Annotated in this window: 12 protein-coding genes; all 12 read left to right on the top strand. The window is 55.5% G+C overall.

What is annotated here, in order from left to right:
* Positions 1–18: 18 nt before the first annotated feature.
* The 12 genes from MJA45_RS14985 to MJA45_RS14930 all read left to right on the top strand — a co-directional run bounded on the left by MJA45_RS14985 (position 19) and on the right by MJA45_RS14930 (position 19214).
* Complete coding sequence (locus MJA45_RS14985) at positions 19–1335, top strand: extracellular solute-binding protein (RefSeq protein ID WP_315602722.1); 1317 nt, start codon at positions 19–21, stop codon at positions 1333–1335.
* A 79-nt stretch (positions 1336–1414) separates the two neighbouring features.
* Entirely contained in the window at positions 1415–3379 is a 1965-nt protein-coding gene (locus tag MJA45_RS14980; protein ID WP_315602721.1) for an alpha/beta hydrolase family protein, read from the top strand.
* Positions 3380–3527: 148 nt separating this feature from the next.
* Entirely contained in the window at positions 3528–5669 is a 2142-nt protein-coding gene (locus MJA45_RS14975) for an MGH1-like glycoside hydrolase domain-containing protein (RefSeq protein WP_315602720.1), read from the top strand.
* Positions 5670–5693: 24 nt separating this feature from the next.
* Positions 5694–6773 carry a sialidase family protein gene (locus tag MJA45_RS14970; RefSeq protein ID WP_315602719.1) on the top strand — a complete coding sequence of 360 codons (1080 nt, stop codon included), beginning with the start codon at positions 5694–5696 and terminating at the stop codon, positions 6771–6773.
* A 116-nt stretch (positions 6774–6889) separates the two neighbouring features.
* Positions 6890–7774, top strand: coding sequence for a helix-turn-helix domain-containing protein (locus tag MJA45_RS14965; protein WP_315602718.1), 885 nt, complete (start codon positions 6890–6892; stop codon positions 7772–7774).
* 191 nt (positions 7775–7965) lie between these two features.
* Positions 7966–9087 carry an ABC transporter ATP-binding protein gene (locus MJA45_RS14960; RefSeq protein WP_315602717.1) on the top strand — a complete coding sequence of 374 codons (1122 nt, stop codon included), beginning with the start codon at positions 7966–7968 and terminating at the stop codon, positions 9085–9087.
* A gap of 169 nt (positions 9088–9256) precedes the next feature.
* Complete coding sequence (locus MJA45_RS14955) at positions 9257–12064, top strand: extracellular solute-binding protein (RefSeq protein WP_315602716.1); 2808 nt, start codon at positions 9257–9259, stop codon at positions 12062–12064.
* Complete coding sequence (locus MJA45_RS14950) at positions 12051–13034, top strand: carbohydrate ABC transporter permease (RefSeq protein ID WP_315602715.1); 984 nt, start codon at positions 12051–12053, stop codon at positions 13032–13034. The genes MJA45_RS14955 and MJA45_RS14950 overlap by 14 nt, the downstream gene beginning before the upstream one ends.
* 1 nt (position 13035) lies before the next feature.
* A complete protein-coding gene (locus tag MJA45_RS14945; RefSeq protein ID WP_315608029.1) occupies positions 13036–13932 on the top strand; it encodes a carbohydrate ABC transporter permease in 897 nt (298 codons plus the stop codon).
* 19 nt (positions 13933–13951) lie between these two features.
* The gene (locus tag MJA45_RS14940; protein WP_315602714.1) at positions 13952–16093 is read left to right on the top strand and encodes a YIP1 family protein; all 2142 of its coding nucleotides are present in this window, start codon (positions 13952–13954) and stop codon (positions 16091–16093) included.
* Complete coding sequence (locus MJA45_RS14935) at positions 16090–18351, top strand: DUF5696 domain-containing protein (protein WP_315602713.1); 2262 nt, start codon at positions 16090–16092, stop codon at positions 18349–18351. Before MJA45_RS14940 ends, MJA45_RS14935 begins: the two co-directional genes overlap by 4 nt.
* A complete protein-coding gene (locus MJA45_RS14930; protein WP_315602712.1) occupies positions 18348–19214 on the top strand; it encodes a carbohydrate ABC transporter permease in 867 nt (288 codons plus the stop codon). The genes MJA45_RS14935 and MJA45_RS14930 overlap by 4 nt, the downstream gene beginning before the upstream one ends.
* The last annotated feature ends 1 nt before the right edge of the window (position 19215 follow it).

Genomic DNA, 19215 nt, shown 5'->3' with positions numbered 1-19215 from the left:
CGACCAAAGCTTTCATTAATGCTGTCCTCTGTGATGTCCCTGTCGTTATTGGCCGCTTGCAGCTCGGGGGGAGGAACGACCTCACCGACGGATTCGGCTGCATCCAATCCGTCCCCGGCCGGGACCGTAGCTCCGGTTAACCCCGACGAGCTGACCGCTAACTTGACCTGGTTCGGACTCGCGAGCCAGAAGGATTTTGAGGACCGGTACGGCCAGTACATCAAGAAGAAATTTCCTAAGCTCTCTATTACTTATATCAACCAGACCGATCAGCAGAAAATGGAACAGGTCATAGCCTCCGGTACCCCGCTCGACATGTATCTTTCTTCGGCCGGGGAGCTTAGAGAGGACTGGCTTCCGGCCAACATGGCCCAGGAATTGGACCCTTTAATGAAAACACACAATGTGGATATCAGCCCGATTGAGCCGGCTTATCTGGAACAGGTTACCATCGATAAGAAGCACTACCTGCTGCCTCTCAGCGACAATAAATTCGTGATGTATTATAACAAGGACATTTTCGACCGGTTCGGCGTCAAGTATCCGTGGGACGGCATGACATGGGACGAGGCCCTCGATCTTTCGAAGCAGTTGACCCGCAACGAAGGGGGCAAGCAGTATATCGGACTCTGGATGTCACCTAAGCATTACATTAGGGTTACCCAGAATTCATCCAATATGGTGGATGCCGCCACGAACAAGGCAACGGTCAATAACGACAACTGGAAATTCATTTTTGAGAAAATCTTCTATAACTTCACGCGAGATCCCGGCTTACAGCAGCGGGCCAACGAGAAATGGCTGGCTCATGCCGATTTCAACAAGGATTTCCTAGTCGGAATGTATGTCTACACCTCCGGATGGATGAACTCCGCGGACACGTCGCTCGCCATGAACTGGGATATTGCGGCCGTTCCCCAGTTTAAGGAGTACCCGGGTCTGAACACCCAGCCGTATGCCACCTATGCCGGGATCACCTCGACCTCAAAGAACAAGGATGCCGCTATGGAAGTCCTTAAATATCTGATCTCGGAAGAATACCAGACCATCATGTCCAAAAGAGGGGTGGTTACACCTCTTACCACCAAATCCGTACGGGATGCGGCCTTTACCGATTATCCTTTTGCCAAATCCAAAAACATCAAAGCCCTGTTCTACGGCAAGCCGGCTCCTGGACGGGTGATGACGGAATATGACGAGCTGGTTATCGAAAAAGCCTTCGACGAGGACGTTGTCAGGGAAATCGCCAAAGGAAAGATGGACGTCAACAGCGCCCTGCGGAAAGCGGAGGAAACCTCCAACAAGCTGATTCAGGAACAGCTAACCAAAAAATAACAAACCGGGTCGAGAAGAGGGGACGAAAGTTCCCTCTTTTTAATGAGCCTGTAAGGTTTGGGACAAGGGGAGAAGCACAGTGGGATTGGCCAAGTGGGAAACGGTTCAAGTCAATACGTTCGACGTCCGCGGCCAGCTGCCGCTCTATGTGGAGGAGGCGGCCCGGGCGGCGGCGGAAGCGGGGGCGCGGAAAAGGGACGCCATTGTGGATCCGGAAGCGCTGAAAGCCCGGCAGCAGTATATCCGGGAATCCCTGGAACGGTCGCTGGGGGGGTTCCCCTCCTCCGATCATCCCCTGCGACCGGTGGTCACCGGGGAAACCAAAGGCAATGGCTTTCGCGTCGAGAACCTTATCTTTGAATCGCGGCCGCATGTTTATGTGACAGGTAATTTCTATATCCCAGATGGCCGGACGGCGCCGGGAGGGGCGGTGCTGCTCCTGTGCGGACACCGGGAACAGGCGAAGCATTGTGACGAATACCAGACCGTCTGCCACTATCTGGTCCACGCCGGTCTTGCGGTTCTGGCGATCGATCCGGTCGGCCAAGGGGAACGCTTCGGTTACTATGACCCCGAAACCGGCAAAGCGGAGGTTACCAGCGTATGGGAGCACGAACGGGTGGGCCGCCAGTGCTTGACGGTGGGCGATAATCTCGCCCGTTATATGCTGCATGACGCCATGCGGGCGGTTGATTACTTGCTCACGCGTCCGGAGGTGGACCCGACCCGGATCGGCGTTACCGGGCATTCGGGAGGCGGAACCCAGACCTCCCTTATGATGATGGCGGACCCCCGGATCGCTTGCGCCGCACCGGGAGGGTTTATCATGAACCGCCCCTACTTCCGCATGACGGGAAAGACCCAGGACGCCGAGCAGAAATGGCCCGGCTTCTCGGCTATGGGCCTCGACCACGAAGACATTCTGGTAGCCATGGCGCCGCGTCCGGTTCTGGTGCTGGCCACTACCTACGATTCCGTTCCGATTGAAGCGCCGAGGCAGGTGGTCGAATCGTGCCGCCGGTTCTGGACGCTTCACGGGCGAAGTGAACAGCTTCAGCTGTTCGAGGATGCGGATGTGCACCGGTTCACCATTCCGCTTGTTAGAGCGGCGGTTGCCTTCTTCACCCGGCATCTTCTTGGGAAATCGGTTGTTCCTTCCGACGGGGAGATTCATCTGCTGGAGCCGGAGGAACTCTGGTGCACGAGGAGCGGGCAGGTTATCGGGGAACGGGAAGGGGCACACAGTGTACGGGACGAGAACCGGGAGCGGCTGTCCGAAGCGGCAAAACTAAGAAGCCGTCCGGGTGAAGCGGAGCAGCGTCGCAGGGGAGTGGAATGGCTAAGGGAACGAGTCATGTATAATCGGCATCCCTATCCTTTGAACCCCAGGTACTACGGCGCGGGAGAAAATGAACTCCTTAGCGCCACCCGTACCCTTTGGTGGAGCCAGAAGGGAATCATTAATATGGGCTATCTCTTCCGGGACCAAACCCTGCAGGGCGCGAAGCTTCCGGTTACCGTTGCGGTTTGGGAGGGAGGGATTCATTCCTTGTCCGCTCATGAAGAGTGGATCGTGAAAACCTGCCAGTCGGGCCGGACGGTCCTGGTGGCCAATCTAACGGGGGTCGGCCCGCTTCTCCCTTATCGCAACCAGCCTCAAGACGATCCGCATCACCCCTTCGGCGTGCTGGATAAGCATACCGACGAGCTGATGCTGCTCCAGGACAGCATGGCCGCTCTCCGTACCTATGATGTTCTGCGGGCGGTCGAGCTGGCGGCCGGATTGGACGAAGCGGATGGAGAAGACTTGCACCTGTACGGATCCGGACGTTATGCCCTATATACGGGGCTCGCCGCCTTGCTCGAACCGAAAGTCCGAAAGGTGCGGATGGAAGACCGTCTAGAGAGCCTGGAGGAATGGGCGGGCCGAAGGGAGTATGACATGACGGACTCCCTCAGCTTCCTGCTGCCCGGCATGCTGCGCTACTTCGACCTTCCCGAGATGGACGGCTGGCTGCGGAATGAGGGGCGATTGGACTCTTGATGATGGGTTATCCGCCTTCCCGGCAACCGGGTGGGATTGCCCTATAAAAAGACTGTTCTCCCCGCTAAATGTTGGCAGCAATCCCTTTATACTGGTAGAGGAAGTTAACATTATAAAGCTGTAACAGAAGGATCGGGGGGGACGTCGATTGCAGCTTGATCAGGAGTTAAAAGCGGGCAGGAAATCGCTCCGGACCGTTCCGGGCGGTTTGCTGCTCGGTCCGACAGGGGCCCGTCTCTGGGCGGATTATGTGGAAGCGCGGCCCGGCTTCGCCGGCCGGTTTGATTTTATCCACAAGGTGAACATTCCGCTCCTGTTTACGGTAACGGCGAACGGCCGGGAATGGCTGCTGGATACGGCGGAGAGCGAATGGATGCCGAGCCAGCTGCACTTGTCCTGCACGAACGATTATTTTACCTTCTCGGAAACGAAATTCATCAGCTGGGACGATTGCGCGGTCTCCTGCCAAACGTGGACTAACCCGGGGGAAAGGGAGCTCGTGCTCAAGCTGGCGGTAGATCCGTCCTTCCAGTCTTCCGGTCCCAACGGGATGCGCGGCGGCTTCGATGTTCCTCACCACAGCTTCGACCTGGATGCGGTTGTGCTGGCGAGTGAACCGGCCCTGCTTCACGAGAAAGGCTGGAAGGTTGCCCCGGGTGATAGCGTCTCGTTCGTGATTGCCGCGGCTCTGGGGATCCGTTCCGAGGATAAGGAAGAGACTCTTCGGGAACGGGCTCTCCATTATGCCAGGCCAGGGCGGGCCTTGTCTTCCGTGAGAGAGGAGCAAAGGATAGACTACCAAGCCTGGTTCGATAAAGCCCCGCGCTTTCAGTGCAGCGACCCGCTGATTAACCGCACCTGGATCTACCGGTGGTTTGTGCTGCGTCACAATTTATCGGATCCCCGGTACGGCCTGCTTCAGCATCCCTTCTTCTGCGAAGGGCGCTCGCACAAGAAGAGCAAGGCCCCCTATTCCAAAGGGGGGTGGGAATTCAGCAAGCTGATCAATCTATCCGTTCCGCTTCACTTGTCGGATGCCCGGTGGTATCCGGATCTTTCCGCCTGTGAAGGTGCCATTCGGAATATGCAGAATCACCCGGATGAGAACGGCATGTACAGCTGTCTTATGGTGGACGAGAGGATGCATTCCTTCGCGAACTTTCTGTGCTGGGCGGCTTACCGGCTCTATCTGGTTCATCGCAATGAGAGCTTTATGAGAGAAGCCCTCCCCGGTTTGAAGAGACAAATCTCCAGTTGGAAAGAGGTTTACGGCAATGAGCGGGACGACCTGATGACCGAATACTGGCATACCCGCACAGGAAAGGAATACCAGCCGAGCTACTGGTACTTTCACGATTACCCGAGAAATCCGAAGGACCGGGAAACGTATACCCACGTCAAAAGGGTGGACCGTACCGTTTATCATTACCTTAACGTTCTAGGAGTGGCGAGACTATGTGAGGCGTTCGGCGACGCGGATGCCGACACCTACAAGCAGATGGCGGAACGGATCAAAAAGGATGTCCTGGAGCTGATGTGGGACAACGAAACCGACTTTTTCTACGATCTGCACTATCAGACCGACGAGAAAGCATTGGTCAAGAACATCGTCGGCTTCTACCCCGCTTGGGCGGAAATACTGGACGAGCGGCATGATGGGCTGATCCCTCATCTGCTGAACCCTGCGGAATTCGCGACCCGATGTCCCTTTCCTACGGTCTCGGCGGACAGCACGGCCTATTCCCGGGAGGGAGGCTGGTTCGGCCAGTTCGTTAAAGGACGCAACGGCTGCATGTGGAACGGCCCTGCTTGGCCCTACACGAATTCCATTGTCCTGGATGCTCTTGCACGGGAAAGCCGGCGCCATCAGCATGCGTATGACGAAGCCTTCGGCCGGGCGTTGAGGGAATATTCCTTTCTGCACTTCCGGGACCGCGATTTAAACCAGCCCGGTCTGGTTGAGCATTATAACAGCGCAACGGGAGAGCCGCTTAGTGATGAACAGGAGTATAACCACTCCTATTACCTTGACCTTGTTATCTCTCACGTTGCCGGACTATCCGTGGAAAGCGACAAGCTGGTCTTCGATCCGCTCGACATCGGATTGGATTACTTTGAGCTTGAGGGGGTGAAGGCAGCCGGACATACTTTGCGCATCGTGTACGGCAGGCCGGGGCATCACCGGTTTCCGGAGGGAGTGGAAGCGGGATACCGGGTGTATCTGGATGGGGAGCTTGCCTATAGCTCGGACCGGCTGGCCCGGACGGAGCTGTCTATACCAAAATCCTAAGAAGAGAAGGAAGGCGTGTAAGGGATGGAACGATTTAATGGAAAGCTGCAGCAGTCCGAGCATGATCCGGGGGTAACGGAGGCGCTGCTGCCGATTCGGTACGAACCGGACAGCCATTCGGCGAATCTGCTTGAGCTTGACAACGGGGATCTGCTCTGTGTGTGGTTCTCCGGCAGCGGGGAAGGAAACCCGGATACGAATATTTTGATGTCCCGGCTGCCGTCGGGTGGCGACCAATGGACGGAACCGGTCGAGCTTGCCGCCGATCTGGAGCGTTCCGAGCAGAATCCGGTTGTATTTCAGGCTCCGGACGGCAAGGTCTGGCTGTTTCACACCTCCACGGAGCCCCATGATCAGCGGACCTCCCGTGTTGTCTACCGGGTGTCCGCCGATCAAGGTTATTCCTGGGAGCCTCCGGCCGTTCTGCATGAGGGACCGGGCTTGTTCCTGCGCCATCCGGTCGTTGCCATGAGCAACGGAGATTGGCTGCTTCCGTGCTATTATTGCAAAGCCGGCGGCCATTACAGCGTGGTGCTCGTCTCGTCTGACGAGGGGAAGTCCTGGCAGGAATATGAAGTGGCGGGAAGCCTGCACCGCGTCCAGATGAGCGTGGTGGAGAGGGAGGACCACACCTTGTATGCCCTCTTCCGCAGCCGCCAGGCCGACCGGATTTACAGCAGCGTATCGAACGACTTCGGAAGAACGTGGAGCGAACCGGTCAAAACGGTGCTGCCGAACAACAATTCCTCCGTCCAGCTGACACGCCTTGCCGGCGACCAACTCCTGCTGATCTATAATGATTCCACGATGGAAAGAGACCAGTACCGCTGGGTGGAGAGCAAAGGAGAGTTCCGCAAGAAACCGCTCCGGACGCCCCTGACCGTTGCTTTGTCGGAGGATGGGGGAGCAACCTGGCCCTATATCAAAAACGTGCAGCTTTCCGATCTGGAATACAAAGAAAAGCAGACCGGCTATTCCTACCCGTCGATTATCGCGGCAAGCGATGGACGAATTCACGCCGCCTATTCCTATTTGAGAAAGGCCATCAAATACGTCCGTTTTGAGCCCGAATGGATAAAAAAGGACGCCAGAACCCCCGTTTAAGCAAGTTTCGACAGCATTCGGCAAAACTTGTAATCGCTTACCTGACCTATTTTTGATAAAATGATCGAGGCAAACACGTTCATGTTACCACCTATCTCCTATCACGAGGTGAGAGTATGAATTGGCGAATCAAGAAGCTGAGCGGGGATCGATTTTTCGAAACAGGGTTCGATATCTTCATCAACCGGGAAGAAGAATCCTTTTCGCTTTCCCAGCATACCCACGATTTCATTGAAATCAGCTATGTGGAGGAAGGAAGCGGGTATCACTATATAGAGGATCAGATGATCCCAACCAAGCGGGGGGACCTGTTCGTCATTCCGATCGGGACCTCGCATGTCTTCCGGCCGTCCTCGCAGGATAAGCAGCTGGTGATTTACAATTGTATTTTTCGTCCCCGGCTGCTGGAGACATTGGCCAGCGTCATAACGGAGGACTCCAAGCTGCATCGTTTTCTGTATGAGCCGGTGAAGGGCCCTTCTCCCTGGCTTCAGTTTCAGGACAAGTACGATCAATTTCTGACGATTATGTACGGCATGTACAGCGAATTCCTGAAGAAATGCCCCCATTATGAACACCTTATGCTGGGACAGCTCGTACAAATCCTCGCGATGCTGCAGCGTTATGAAGGCGACGGAAGCCTGGTTCCGGTCCAGTCCAACAATTTGGAGGATGCCGTCCAGTACATACATAGTCAATACGCCAAGAGCATTACGGTTCAGCATGTGGCGGAATATTCGTATATGAGCCCGAGCCATTTTCAACGGTTGTTCAAGAAAACGACGGGTGTGACTTTCATGCAGTACCTCCAGAACGTCCGCATCCAGCGGTGCTGCGAGCTGCTGAAATCCACCTCGATCCCCATCCAGGAGGTGGCCAATCAAGTCGGCTACCAGGATATGAAATTCTTTCACGCCCTCTTCCGCAAAAAGACCGGCGTCACCCCCCGTCAATACCGGCAAAGCAGTCAAAGCGACGACCTTCATCTCGCCAGCGTTTAAGCTGAAAGAAGCATTCTCCTTATAGGGGAATGCTTCTTTTTATGGGTAAGCGAAGTCCGGGACCTCGGCTTGATGCCCCTATAGAAACGGCAAAAACGCCCTATATTGCCCTTAAGGGGGCATTGTATAATGAGGAAAATTTATGGAAACGGTTACCCCCTATAACCCATATCCCATCCGGAGGTGCCGCCATGGGGCGCATTTTGCTGAATCATATTGAGAAGCGTTACGGCAAGGACATGCTGTATGCCGTCAAAGACTTTCATCTGGAGATCCAAGATGGGGAATTTCTGGTGATGGTGGGTCCGTCCGGCTGCGGCAAATCGACGACGCTCCGCATGATCGCCGGATTGGAGGAAATTACATCCGGCGAGCTGTATATCGGGGACCGGCTCGTCAACCATCTCCCTCCCAAGGACCGGGACATCGCCATGGTTTTTCAGAATTATGCCCTGTATCCGAATATGAGCGTATTTGAGAACATCGCGTTCGGGCTGCGCTTGCGCAAGCTGCCGAAGCATGAGATCGAGCTTGCCGTCCGCCGGGCCTCCCGCATTCTGGAAATTGAGCCTTACCTGGAGCGCAAGCCGAAACAGCTGTCCGGCGGCCAGCGTCAACGGGTTGCGTTAGGAAGGGCCATTGTCCGCAATCCGAGCGTCTTCCTGATGGACGAGCCCTTGTCCAACCTGGATGCTAAGCTGCGGGTCCAGATGCGGACGGAGATCATAAGGCTGCATAAGCAGCTGGGTGTGACCACTGTTTATGTAACGCATGATCAGGCGGAGGCCATGACGATGGGCAACCGGATCGTCGTGATGAAGGATGGGGTCATCCAGCAGGCGGCTCCTCCGAGGGAGATCTACAACAACCCCTCCAATATGTTTGTCGCCGGCTTTATCGGAACCCCGCCCATTAATTTCCTGGAAGGAAAAGTGCTGGAGGCGGAAGGGGGAGGGCTGGAGTTTCATACCCAGCGTTATTACCTCCGTATCCCGGAGAAGCAATCGGCCCAGCTGCGAAAGCATAACAAAGTAAACCGGCAGGTCGTGCTTGGAATCCGATGTGAGCACGTCTTTGCCGAAGGGGAGAAAGCCGCCCTTCATCCGAAGAGCCAAATCCCCGGTTCCTTGATCATTACGGAATTAATGGGGGCCGACATGTATTTGTATATAGACATCGGTGCCGGGAAACCGTTGATCGCCCGAACGATACCCGGGTTTGACGGCCGGGAGGAAGAGAAGCTTACTTTGTCGCTCGATATGCAGAAAGTTCTCTTCTTTGACAAGGACACGACCGAGAACTTGATGACCTAATATGAAACCGGAGGAAGAAATCATGCGGTGGACGCTTTCCCCTAGAAGAGCTGCAGTTCCGCTGACTTTGGCTCTTACCTTGCTTATCCCTTCGGCAAACGGCTTCGCGGATGGGACCTCCCCGTCTACAAACCCCCAGCCTTCGAGCTCCCGTCAGGCTGCGGGGTCCGTGGAGGATAGCCAACCATCTTTCAGCAGCAAGCTGGAGGAATGGAAGAAGAGCGGAGCGAAGGCCGGCCATTCCGGCCGGATAACCGGGTCGGCTTCCGGATATGCCCGTAAATCCGACAATGCCCACATCCAAGTCGGGAAGGTCGACGGTCGTTCCAACGTGCTCGATTGGTCGGCGCAAGGGGAGGAGTGGGTGGAATATGATGTGACCGTGGCGGAGGCGGGCCTTTACGGGATCGATCTGACCTATCGTCCCGTGACGGATGATAAACACAGGCGACCGGTCCTCCTCCAGGTTATGGTGGATGGAAAGACGGACTTTCTCGAAGCCAGGTCGATCCAGCTGGACCGGCACTGGCAGGATCCGTTTCCTGCCGCCCTTGACCCTAACGGAGATGAAGTCCGTCCGATCGCCAAGGACGTCAGCGGCTGGATGACCGCTTCCCTGCGGGATGCCGGCGGGGCCTTCGCCGAACCGCTTCAATGGTTCCTGACCCCGGGACGCCATACGCTTCGATTCTCGACTACCGAGCCGGTTGCCTTGGAGTCCTTTGTTCTGGCCCCGCCGGTGCCTCTTTCCGATTACGCGGAGGTTCGCAAAGCCAAGCCGGCTCCAGCGCCGGCCATCAAGGGAGCCCCCATTGTCCTGGAGGCCGAGAAGGCGGACTGGAAGAGCGATTCCTCCCTGTCGCTTCGCTATGATAACGATATCGGGACGACCCCTGCCAAGCGCGGGAGCATTACCTTTAACACGGTGGACGGCAAACGGTGGGCGAGCGGGAACCAGCAGCTTGCCTGGACCTTTGAAGTGCCGGAGAGCGGTTACTACAAAATAGGCATGCGGGTCAAGCAGTCGTATTCTTCGAACCGGTCCACCTTCCGGTCCATCCTCATTAACGGCAAGGTTCCTTTCTCGGAGATGCAGGCCTACCGTTTCCCTTACGATTCCGCCTGGCAGGGAATCCAGCTGGCGGACAAGGAAAACAAACCGTATGAATTTTACTTGGAAAAGGGAACGAACACGATTTCGATGCGGACCACGCAGGCCCCGGTGAAACCGATGATCGAAACCTTGGAATCGACCGGGAAGAAGCTGATGGGGCTCACCGACGAGTTGAAAGCCCTTACCGGTGGATCGACCGACCCGAACCGGACCTGGACGATCGCCAAAGACCTCCCCGGGTTTACGGACGATTTTAAGAGCATCGCCGATTCGCTTGAGGATATCCAGAAACGGCTGACGGTCGTGAACGGACGAGACGACGCCGTCACGCAGGGAATCCTGACGACCGTGAAGGACATCCGGGCCCTGCTGGCCAGAGAAAACGACATTCCTTACAAAACCGACCGGCTGGTCACCATGCAGGGGAAAATGGCGGATCTGGTCCAGCAGCTCAAAAGCCAGCCGCTCCAGTTGGACCGTATCTACATCGTTCCCGTACAGGAACCTCTTCCCCGGATGGTAGCCCCTTTTTATAAGCGGGTAGAGGGGGCAATGATCAATTTCCTGTATTCCTTCAAGTCGAAGGAGAGGCTCAGCAGTTTGGACGACGATGTGCTGAATGTATGGGTTTTGCGGGGGCGGGATTATGTCAATCTTCTGCAGCAGTTGTGCGATGAGATGTTTACTCCGCAAACCGGAATCAAAGTGAAAGTGAATCTTCTTCCGGACACGAACCTTCTCGTGCTCATGAACGCCGGGGGGATGGCACCCGACGTCGCCTTGGGCCTGCCGCAGGAGCTTCCTTTTGATTATGCCATCCGCAACGGGCTATATGACCTTACGACTTTCTCGGATTTTGGAGAGCTGTATAAACGGTTTGCGCCCGGCTCCTGGACGCCCTTCTATTACGACAAAGGCTATTACGGCGTACCCGAGACCCAGAGCTTCTCGATGCTGTATTACCGTAAGGATATTCTGGACAGGCTCGGGCTGAAGGTTCCGAATACGTGGCAGGATGTGTACGATATGCTTCCGGTGCTGCAGCAGAATAACCTGAATATGATGCCCGTGCAGCATATGCCTTTCTTCTATCAGAATGGAGCGGAATATTTTAGCAAGGACGGGTTCCACACCGCCCTCGGGACGGAAAAGGGCTATCAGGCGTTCAAGGAGTGGACCGATCTCTATAACGTCTATGCGGTGGACCAGCAGGTGGCGAGCTTCTACCAGTCCTTCCGCAGCGGAACCGTTCCCATCGGAATAGCTGATTTCAGCATGTACATTCAGCTGATGGTGGCGGCTCCCGAGCTGAACGGATACTGGGGAATCGCTCCTATTCCCGGGGTCCGGCAGGCGGATGGGGATGTGGCCCGCTGGATGGGCGGCGGTCTCCAAGCTTCCGTTATGTTCAAGCAAACCAAGAAACCGGATGAAAGCTGGGCCTTTATGAAATGGTGGACATCGGCCGAAGTGCAGGAGCGTTACGGAACGGATCTGGAAATGCTGAACGGCCTATCCTTCCGGTGGAACACTTCCAATATTGAAGCCTTTGTTCATCTGCCGTGGAAACCGGACGATCTGAAGAGCATTCTGGAGCAATGGCGCTGGTTTAAGGAAATTCCGAATGTGCCCGGCGGCTATTTCCTGGAACGCGAGCTGCAGAACGCCTGGAACCGGACCGTGGTGGACGGCATGAATTACCGGAGCTCACTGGAGTCTTCTATTGGAGAAATTGAACGGGAGATGCAGCGCAAGCTGGTGGAGTTCGGCCATGTCGACTCCGGTGGACGCGCCCTTCGCCCAATGGAATTGCCGGAAGGGAACAAGCCGTGGGAAGGGGTGAAGCCGTATGTCCAAAACTAACACTCAGGCCCTGCAAAGGGCATACGCGGACGAAGGACTGCTCCGGCGTACCCGGACCCGAGGCCTGGAGCTGCTCCGGCGGATCTGGCAGTACCGGCTGTCCTATCTGTTCGTCGCCCCTTTTATGATCTGTTTTCTAGTCTTCATTATGGTTCCGGTTATCTGCGCCTTCCTGCTAAGCTTCATGTACTTCAACTCCTTGGAGGCGCCCCGGTTTATAGGCTGGGAGAACTTCCGGTACATGGTATCCCAGGATCTGCTGTTTCTGAAGTATGCGCTGCCGAATACGTTCAAGTTTGCAGTGATTGCGGGACCGGGAGGCTATGTCGCCTCCTTCCTGCTCGCCTGGCTGATTTCCATTCTGCCCGGGACTTGGCGCAAATGGTTCGCGCTTGCCATGTACTCCCCGTCCCTCACGGGAGGCATTGCCATGACGATCGTTTGGCTCCCGCTGTTGAGCGGAGACCGGATAGGCTACTTGAACAGCTTTCTGCTTAATCTCGGGCTGATCAAAGAACCGGTGCTTTGGGTCACAAGCAAGGAGCATCTGATGACCTCGATGATTGTCGTCACCCTGTGGTCCAGTATGGGGATAGGGTTCCTGGCAATGATGGCGGGTATTCTCAATGTCAATCCCGAGCTGTACGAGGCGGGGAGGCTGGACGGCATCAAGTCGAGGCTGGAGGAGATCTGGTACGTCACCATTCCCTCCATGAAGCCCCAAATGCTGTTCGGGGCCGTCATGGCGATTGTGGGGACATTCAAGGCTGGGGGAATCGGGACCCAGCTGTCGGGCATGAATCCGACTCCCCAGTATGCCGGGCACCTGATTATGAACCAAATCGAGGATTACGGCTTCATTCGGTTTGAGCTCGGCTATGCTTCCGCTTTGTCGGTTTTCTTGCTGCTTCTCATGTACCTGTCCAACAAATTCTGCTGGGGCTTGTTCGGCTCGAAGGGGGATGAATAACATGCAAATGCCGGCCTTGCTCCAAAAAGCGGGTCTCAGGAAACGCTCCAAGCTGTTCCGGATGAGCCGTTTTGAGAAGCTCGTGGTCTTCCTGCTTGTGTTGTTCAGCGCCTTTATGCTGCTGCCGCTGGTGTATATTTTCAACCATGCCTTCAAGCCCTACCAGGAATTGTTCGTTTATCCGCCGACTATCTTCGCGCGGCATCCGTCCATCCAGAATTTTATCGAGCTGTTCAATACGACATCCGATTCCATTATTCCGGTTTCGCGCTATCTGTTTAATTCCTTGGCCGTGGCCGTTCTGAGCGTCTTCGTCGTAACCGGCGTCAGCGCGCTCTGTGCTTATCCGCTGTCCAAACATAAGTTTCCCGGTCATAAGTTTGTGTTCGGCTCCATCATTCTGACGCTGCTCTTTGCGCCGGAGACGGTTTCGATTCCCCGTTATCTGGTGGTTAGCCATCTGGGCATTATGAATACATACTGGGGGCATATTCTCCCCATGGTGGCCGTCCCGGTAGGCGTCTTCCTCATGAAGCAGTTCATCGATCAGCTGCCGAACGAGCTTCTGGAGTCGGCGAGGATGGATGGAGCCCGAGAATTCACGGTCTTCCTGCGGATCGTCATTCCGGTCATCCTGCCGGCGGTAGCCACGATCGGCATTATTTCCTTTCAGTCGGCATGGGGGAATACGGAAACGTCCACGCTGTTCATGCAGGATGAACAGATGAAGACCTTCCCGTTCTTTATTTCGTCCCTTACGGCCAACATGGCGAATAACGTGGCGAGGCAGGGGGCGGCAGCGGCGGCGGCTCTGTTTATGTTCATCCCCAACCTGGTCATCTTCCTTGTTTTCCAAAGCAAGGTAATCGCCACGATGGCCCATTCCGGCATTAAATGATCCCATGGGAGGAAATGCTATGAAGCCGGCGAGAACCTTATTTGTTCGTCTTCTGTGGAGCCTGCTTTCGGTCCTTCTTGTGGTCGGAAGCGTTCCAGAGGAGGCTTACGCCGATTATCCTTACTCGACGAACTACCGAAACAAATCCGGAGGGCTTGTTTGGACGCAGGCTGCTTATGCCCCCGAGCGTGTGCTGGGTCAGGATATTTTTATTCCCGATCCCAAAAACCCGGGAAAGACTGTCCGTTCGCCTCTTCAACAGCCCGGCGATCTATTCCTGGATGCCCAGGACCGTATCTACGTGGCGGACACGGGGAACAACCGCATCGTCATGTTTGACCGCGGAGGAAATTTCGACCGGGTGATCACGGCGGCTGGAACTCCGCTTAACAAGCCTCAGGGCCTCTTTGTCGACGGGCAGGACAACCTTTACGTGGCGGATACAGGAAATGCCAGGGTCGTCAAGCTCGACACGCACGGCAAACTGCTGAAGGAATTCAAGCTGCCGAAATCCCGGTTTATTCCGGAAACCTACCGTTTCGAGCCGATCAAGGTCGCCGTCGACAAGCGGGGTTTTCTGTTCGTGAACTCGCTTGGGAGCTACAACGGGCTGATGCAGCTCGATCCGGACGGCAAATTCGTCCGGTTCTTCGCCGCCAATGAGGCGCCGTTTACCGTTCTGGATTCCCTGAAGAGAATGATCTACACAAGAGAGATGTATGAGAAGCAGCCCAGCAAGCTTCCTCCTGCCATCAACAACGTCGATATCGACAGCCGGGGCTTCCTCTATACGGTTTCCTACGGAGAAAACCTTACCAGCGGCCAGGTGAAGAAATTAAACAACGCCGGGAAGAATTTTCTCGGGACGGACAGCTCGGTCGGCGGGGGAAACGATTCCTTCGGAGAGGTCCGCTTCCGCAGGGTGGAGGAGAAGGGAAGTCTGAAGGATATTGCCGTGGACGGCAACGGGAATTTCACGGTGATTGATTCCGTTTCCAAGATGGTCAGCCAGTACGATGCGTTTGGCAGCCTGCTGTTCTTCTGGTCGGGCGACGCGAGTCCCAATACCACCCAGCTCGGCATTGTGAAGAGCCCCGCGGCCGTCGAAACCAATTCCACGAACGATTTGTTCGTCCTCGATGACAACGCGAACCTCATTCAAATGTTCCGCCAGACGGAATTCGGGGCCCTCGTCTATAAAGCGAATAACCTGACATTGGATGGCAAATACAAAGAAGCCGAAGCGCTGTGGCGCGAGGTTCTGCACCTCAACGCCTACTATACCCCCGCCATGCTGGGGCTCGCCCAGGCAGCCTATGGACGGGGAGATTATGCGGAGGCCAAACGGCTCTATTATGACGCGGGCCTGCAGGACGGATATTCCAACTCCTTCTGGCAAATCCGGCTGGGCTGGTTTCAAGAACGGTTTGGGTTGTTCATGAACATCGTGCTAGGACTTGGCTTGCTCTATCTCGTGTTCCGGGCTATCGCCAAGCGTTACCGGTTAAGTTGGGGAACACCCCGTTTTCTCCAAAGGCGCTGGCCTTTGGCGGCCCAGCTGAGGCATGCGCTGTACATTCTGAGGCATCCGGTCGACGGATTTACTGCGCTCCGTTACGAGAGCAAGGGAAGCGTCGCGAGTGCCGTCATTATTCTGGTACTAGCCTATCTCTCCTATGCCGTGTCCCGAACCCAAACCAGCTTTACCTTCAATGCGGAAGCCATTAGACCGGCTGGAGCGGCAACCATTTTCCTGCAATTTTTTCTGGTGTGGGTGGCTTGGATTGTTTCGAATTATTTGGTCAGCTCCATTCGGCGGGGGGAAGGCCGGTTCGTCGACGTCTTCGTCGGCAGCGCCTATGCCCTCACCCCCTTGATTGCAGTGGGGCTCCCGCTTACCTTCCTGTCGAACGGCATGACCCTCAGTGAAGCATCCATTTTTAACTTTCTTCACAGCGGCATGGTCGTATGGGTCGTACTGCTTCTTATTTGGCAGGTTCAGTCCGTGCAGAATTACAGTGTGGGCGAGACGGCTGTTAACCTGCTGTTTACCGTCGGAACCATGATCATACTGGGAGTTTTGTGTTTTATCGTGTTTGGGCTATCGGCGGAGCTCCGAAACTTCCTCTATTCCATTCTTCAGGAGGTGTCCGTCCGATGAGCCTCAAACGAAAGCTTCTTTCCTGGGCAGGGGTCACCGCGATTACAGCCGGCGCCATCCTCTATGGCTGGCTGCATTCCGGCGGGCAAAACGGGGCGTTGGTTCCGGAGGCAAAGGCCAAGGTATCCATTCCGTCCAATTTGAAGCCGGCCGTCAGCACGAAGGGCGACCTGCCGAACGAAGCGGATTTTCAGCTCATCGCCGAAAGCAGCCTGCTGCGTCTCTATGCCGACCCTAACACCGGGCATTTTAAGGTAGAGGACAAAAGGGACGGCCATCTGCTGCGGTCGTATCCGAATCCGGAAGAGTGGGCCCGGGAGACCATTACGGGTACCTGGCGCAGTCATCTGCGGTCTCCGATCCTACTCGAAACGGTCGATCTGACCCGCAAGGCGGCAAAGCCCGAGGTGAAAGTAAACAGCCTGCTTTCTTTAAATGGAGGCATAACGAATTGGAAGAAAATAGATGGGGGCTTTGCCCTCACGTTCGTTCTGCCATCCATTGAGATGATGGTGCCGGTGGAAGTGCGTCTTAAGGAGGATTATGTAGAGACCAAGGTTCTGGATGAGGGCATCGAGGAGGGAAAGGATTCCCTTCTGAATATGAAGCTGTATCCGTTTCTCGGATCGGCCCAGCCGGGGGAACAAGAGGGATATCTCCTGTTGCCGGATGGCTCGGGAGCTCTCTACCGGTTTAAGGAAAACCTGACGAATGACAAGACCGTCTTCCGCGAAGCCATTTATGGTAGCGATATGGCTTTCCAATCCGTTTTTACCAACCGCCAAACGATTGCGATGCCGGTATATGGGATCAAGTCGGGCGGAAGCGGGGTCCTCGCTGTGGCGGACAAAGGAGCGGAATTCGGCTATATCTTTGCAGCGCCCTCGGGCGTGTACAGCCGGTACGCCTGGGCCACCGTGGAACATGACTACCGTCTTCAATATTTTCAGCCGACCAGCCAGGATCAGAAACAAGGCTTTCAAACCTACAGCAAAATTCGCTTTGACGGGGACCGGAGCGTCCGGTATTACGTGCTTCCGGGAAGCCAAAGCGATTATGCGGGCATGGCGGCCAAGTACCGCGAGTATCTCCTGGCGGAGCAAGGGTTGAAACAGCCCTCGGGCGAATCCTCGTCCTTGCCTCTGTTCGTTGACCTGGTTGGGGGTGACGTGGAAAAAGGCTTTCTGACTAACCGCTATATTACCGGCACGACGACCGAAGAGGCGAAGAAGCTGGTAGACCGTCTTCACGGTCAGGGGATTCCCCAGCTGGTGGTCACTTATAAGGGCTGGCAAAGCAAAGGGCTTTCCACCCTCGGCTTCGGAACTACCACGGACGGGCGTCTCGGAGGGAACGAGGGGATGAAAAGCTTTGCCGCTTACGCCCGTTCTAAGGGAGATTCCGTCCTGCTCGAAGCGGACTATACACTTAACAACGACAACAAGGGATTCAAGCCGAAGCAGCAGGGCATGCAGAACCAGGCGGGAACCGTACTCGATTTTCGCAATATGCGGACCGACAACTCGATTACTCTTGTGAGCCCCCTCATTTCCCAGAGCAAGCTGAAAGAAGCCCTCCCCAAGATTGCGGCGCTAGGAGTCAACGGCTTGCAGCTGGATGGGATCGGGCAAACGCTGTTCAGCGACTATAACCCCCGTTACCGGGCGGACCGGGACAAGGCGGCCGCCATCCAAAGCAGCATGGTTGAGGAGGCCGGCTCCCAGCTGGACCTGGTCACCCTCCTTAGGGGGAACGCTTATGCCTGGAAGAATACCGGGGCGGTCCGTTCCCTGCCCAATGACTACTCTTACGATCTTTTCATGGATGAAGCGGTACCTTTCGCGCAGATCGTCCTTCACGGCGTGCTTCCCTATACGCTTAACTGGGGGAACACAAGAGACGAATACCGCAAGGATTTCCTGCGGGCCATCGAGTACGGCGCGGCTCCTTCCTTTCTCGTGATGAATGCCAAAACGGAAACCATGAAGAAAGCCTTCACGGTTTGGCAGTACAGCTTGAATTATGAGGAGTGGGAGAAAACCATTGTGGAGGAATACAACCGCTTCGCAAGCACTCTGGGTGATGTGCAGAATCAATACATAACCGGGCATCGGACGGTGGCCGTGAATGTAAAGGAAACGGCTTATGCCAAGGGCAAACGGGTTCTCGTCAACTACAACACCACTCCTGTTACGGTGGAGGGACGGGAAATTCCCGCTCAGGATTTCATTGTGATCGAAGGGGGCGGGAAGGGATGAACGCATGGATCCGCATGAAGAACACGCTCTCGCATAGATACGAAGGTATCTTCCTAATTCTACCCTGGATAGTCGGATTTCTCTTATTCGTGTCCTTTCCGCTGGTGTATTCCTTGTTCATGAGCTTTCACAGCGTCCGGATAACCGGAACCGGCATCACGAACACGTTCGTCGGGCTGAAATACTATCACAGCATTCTGTTTGAGGACGGCAGCGCCCTTTATGATTCCCTGCTGCCGTTTCTGCGCCAGGTTCTGTTCATGATTCCGATCATCGTGATCTTTTCGTTCATGATCGCGATCATGCTGAACCAGCGGTTCTGGGGAAGGAGCTTCTTTAGGGCGGTGTTCTTCCTCCCGGTTATTTTCTCTTCCGGGAACGTTATCGACCGGTTTCTCAGCCAGGGCCGCGGACAGCTCGGCTTCCTGGAGCAGTTCTCCTTGTCGACTGCCATAGCCCAGTATTTGCCGGCCTCCTGGGCCACTCCAATCTTGAGCGTCCTGAATTCCTTCGTGCTTATTCTATGGTACTCCGGCGTTCAAATTCTGCTCTTCCTTGCCGGAAGGCAGACCATCTCGGCTTCGGTGTACGAGGCGGCGCGCATCGACGGGGCCAATCCTTGGGAAATGTTCTGGAAGATTACCCTGCCCGGCATGATGCCGTTCGTGCTTCTGAATACCATCTATACCGTGGTGGATCTGTTCACTTTCCCGGGCAATCCGATCCTCGCCGCCGTTAACCCAACCCAATACGGGCCGACAAGCGCGCTTATCTGGATCTATTTCCTTATCATTCTGTTTTTTCTCGGCGTCGTCTTTCTGCTGTTTGCCAAGGCATCCCGCAGCACGGCTCAAACTAGGTAAG

The sequence above is a fragment of the Paenibacillus aurantius genome (assembly GCF_032268605.1).
Lineage (GTDB): Bacteria > Bacillota > Bacilli > Paenibacillales > NBRC-103111 > Paenibacillus_AO > Paenibacillus_AO aurantius.
Note: the sequence above shows the minus strand (reverse complement) of the source record. Positions and strands in the feature narration are given on the sequence as shown.

Coding starts and splice junctions, on each gene's coding strand:
- MJA45_RS14970 (WP_315602719.1), top strand. CDS start 5,694: ATGGAACGATTTAATGGAAAGCTGCAGCAGTCCGAGCATGATCCGGGG.
- MJA45_RS14965 (WP_315602718.1), top strand. CDS start 6,890: ATGAATTGGCGAATCAAGAAGCTGAGCGGGGATCGATTTTTCGAAACA.
- MJA45_RS14935 (WP_315602713.1), top strand. CDS start 16,090: ATGAGCCTCAAACGAAAGCTTCTTTCCTGGGCAGGGGTCACCGCGATT.
- MJA45_RS14930 (WP_315602712.1), top strand. CDS start 18,348: ATGAACGCATGGATCCGCATGAAGAACACGCTCTCGCATAGATACGAA.
- MJA45_RS14960 (WP_315602717.1), top strand. CDS start 7,966: ATGGGGCGCATTTTGCTGAATCATATTGAGAAGCGTTACGGCAAGGAC.
- MJA45_RS14940 (WP_315602714.1), top strand. CDS start 13,952: ATGAAGCCGGCGAGAACCTTATTTGTTCGTCTTCTGTGGAGCCTGCTT.
- MJA45_RS14945 (WP_315608029.1), top strand. CDS start 13,036: ATGCAAATGCCGGCCTTGCTCCAAAAAGCGGGTCTCAGGAAACGCTCC.
- MJA45_RS14950 (WP_315602715.1), top strand. CDS start 12,051: ATGTCCAAAACTAACACTCAGGCCCTGCAAAGGGCATACGCGGACGAA.
- MJA45_RS14985 (WP_315602722.1), top strand. CDS start 19: ATGCTGTCCTCTGTGATGTCCCTGTCGTTATTGGCCGCTTGCAGCTCG.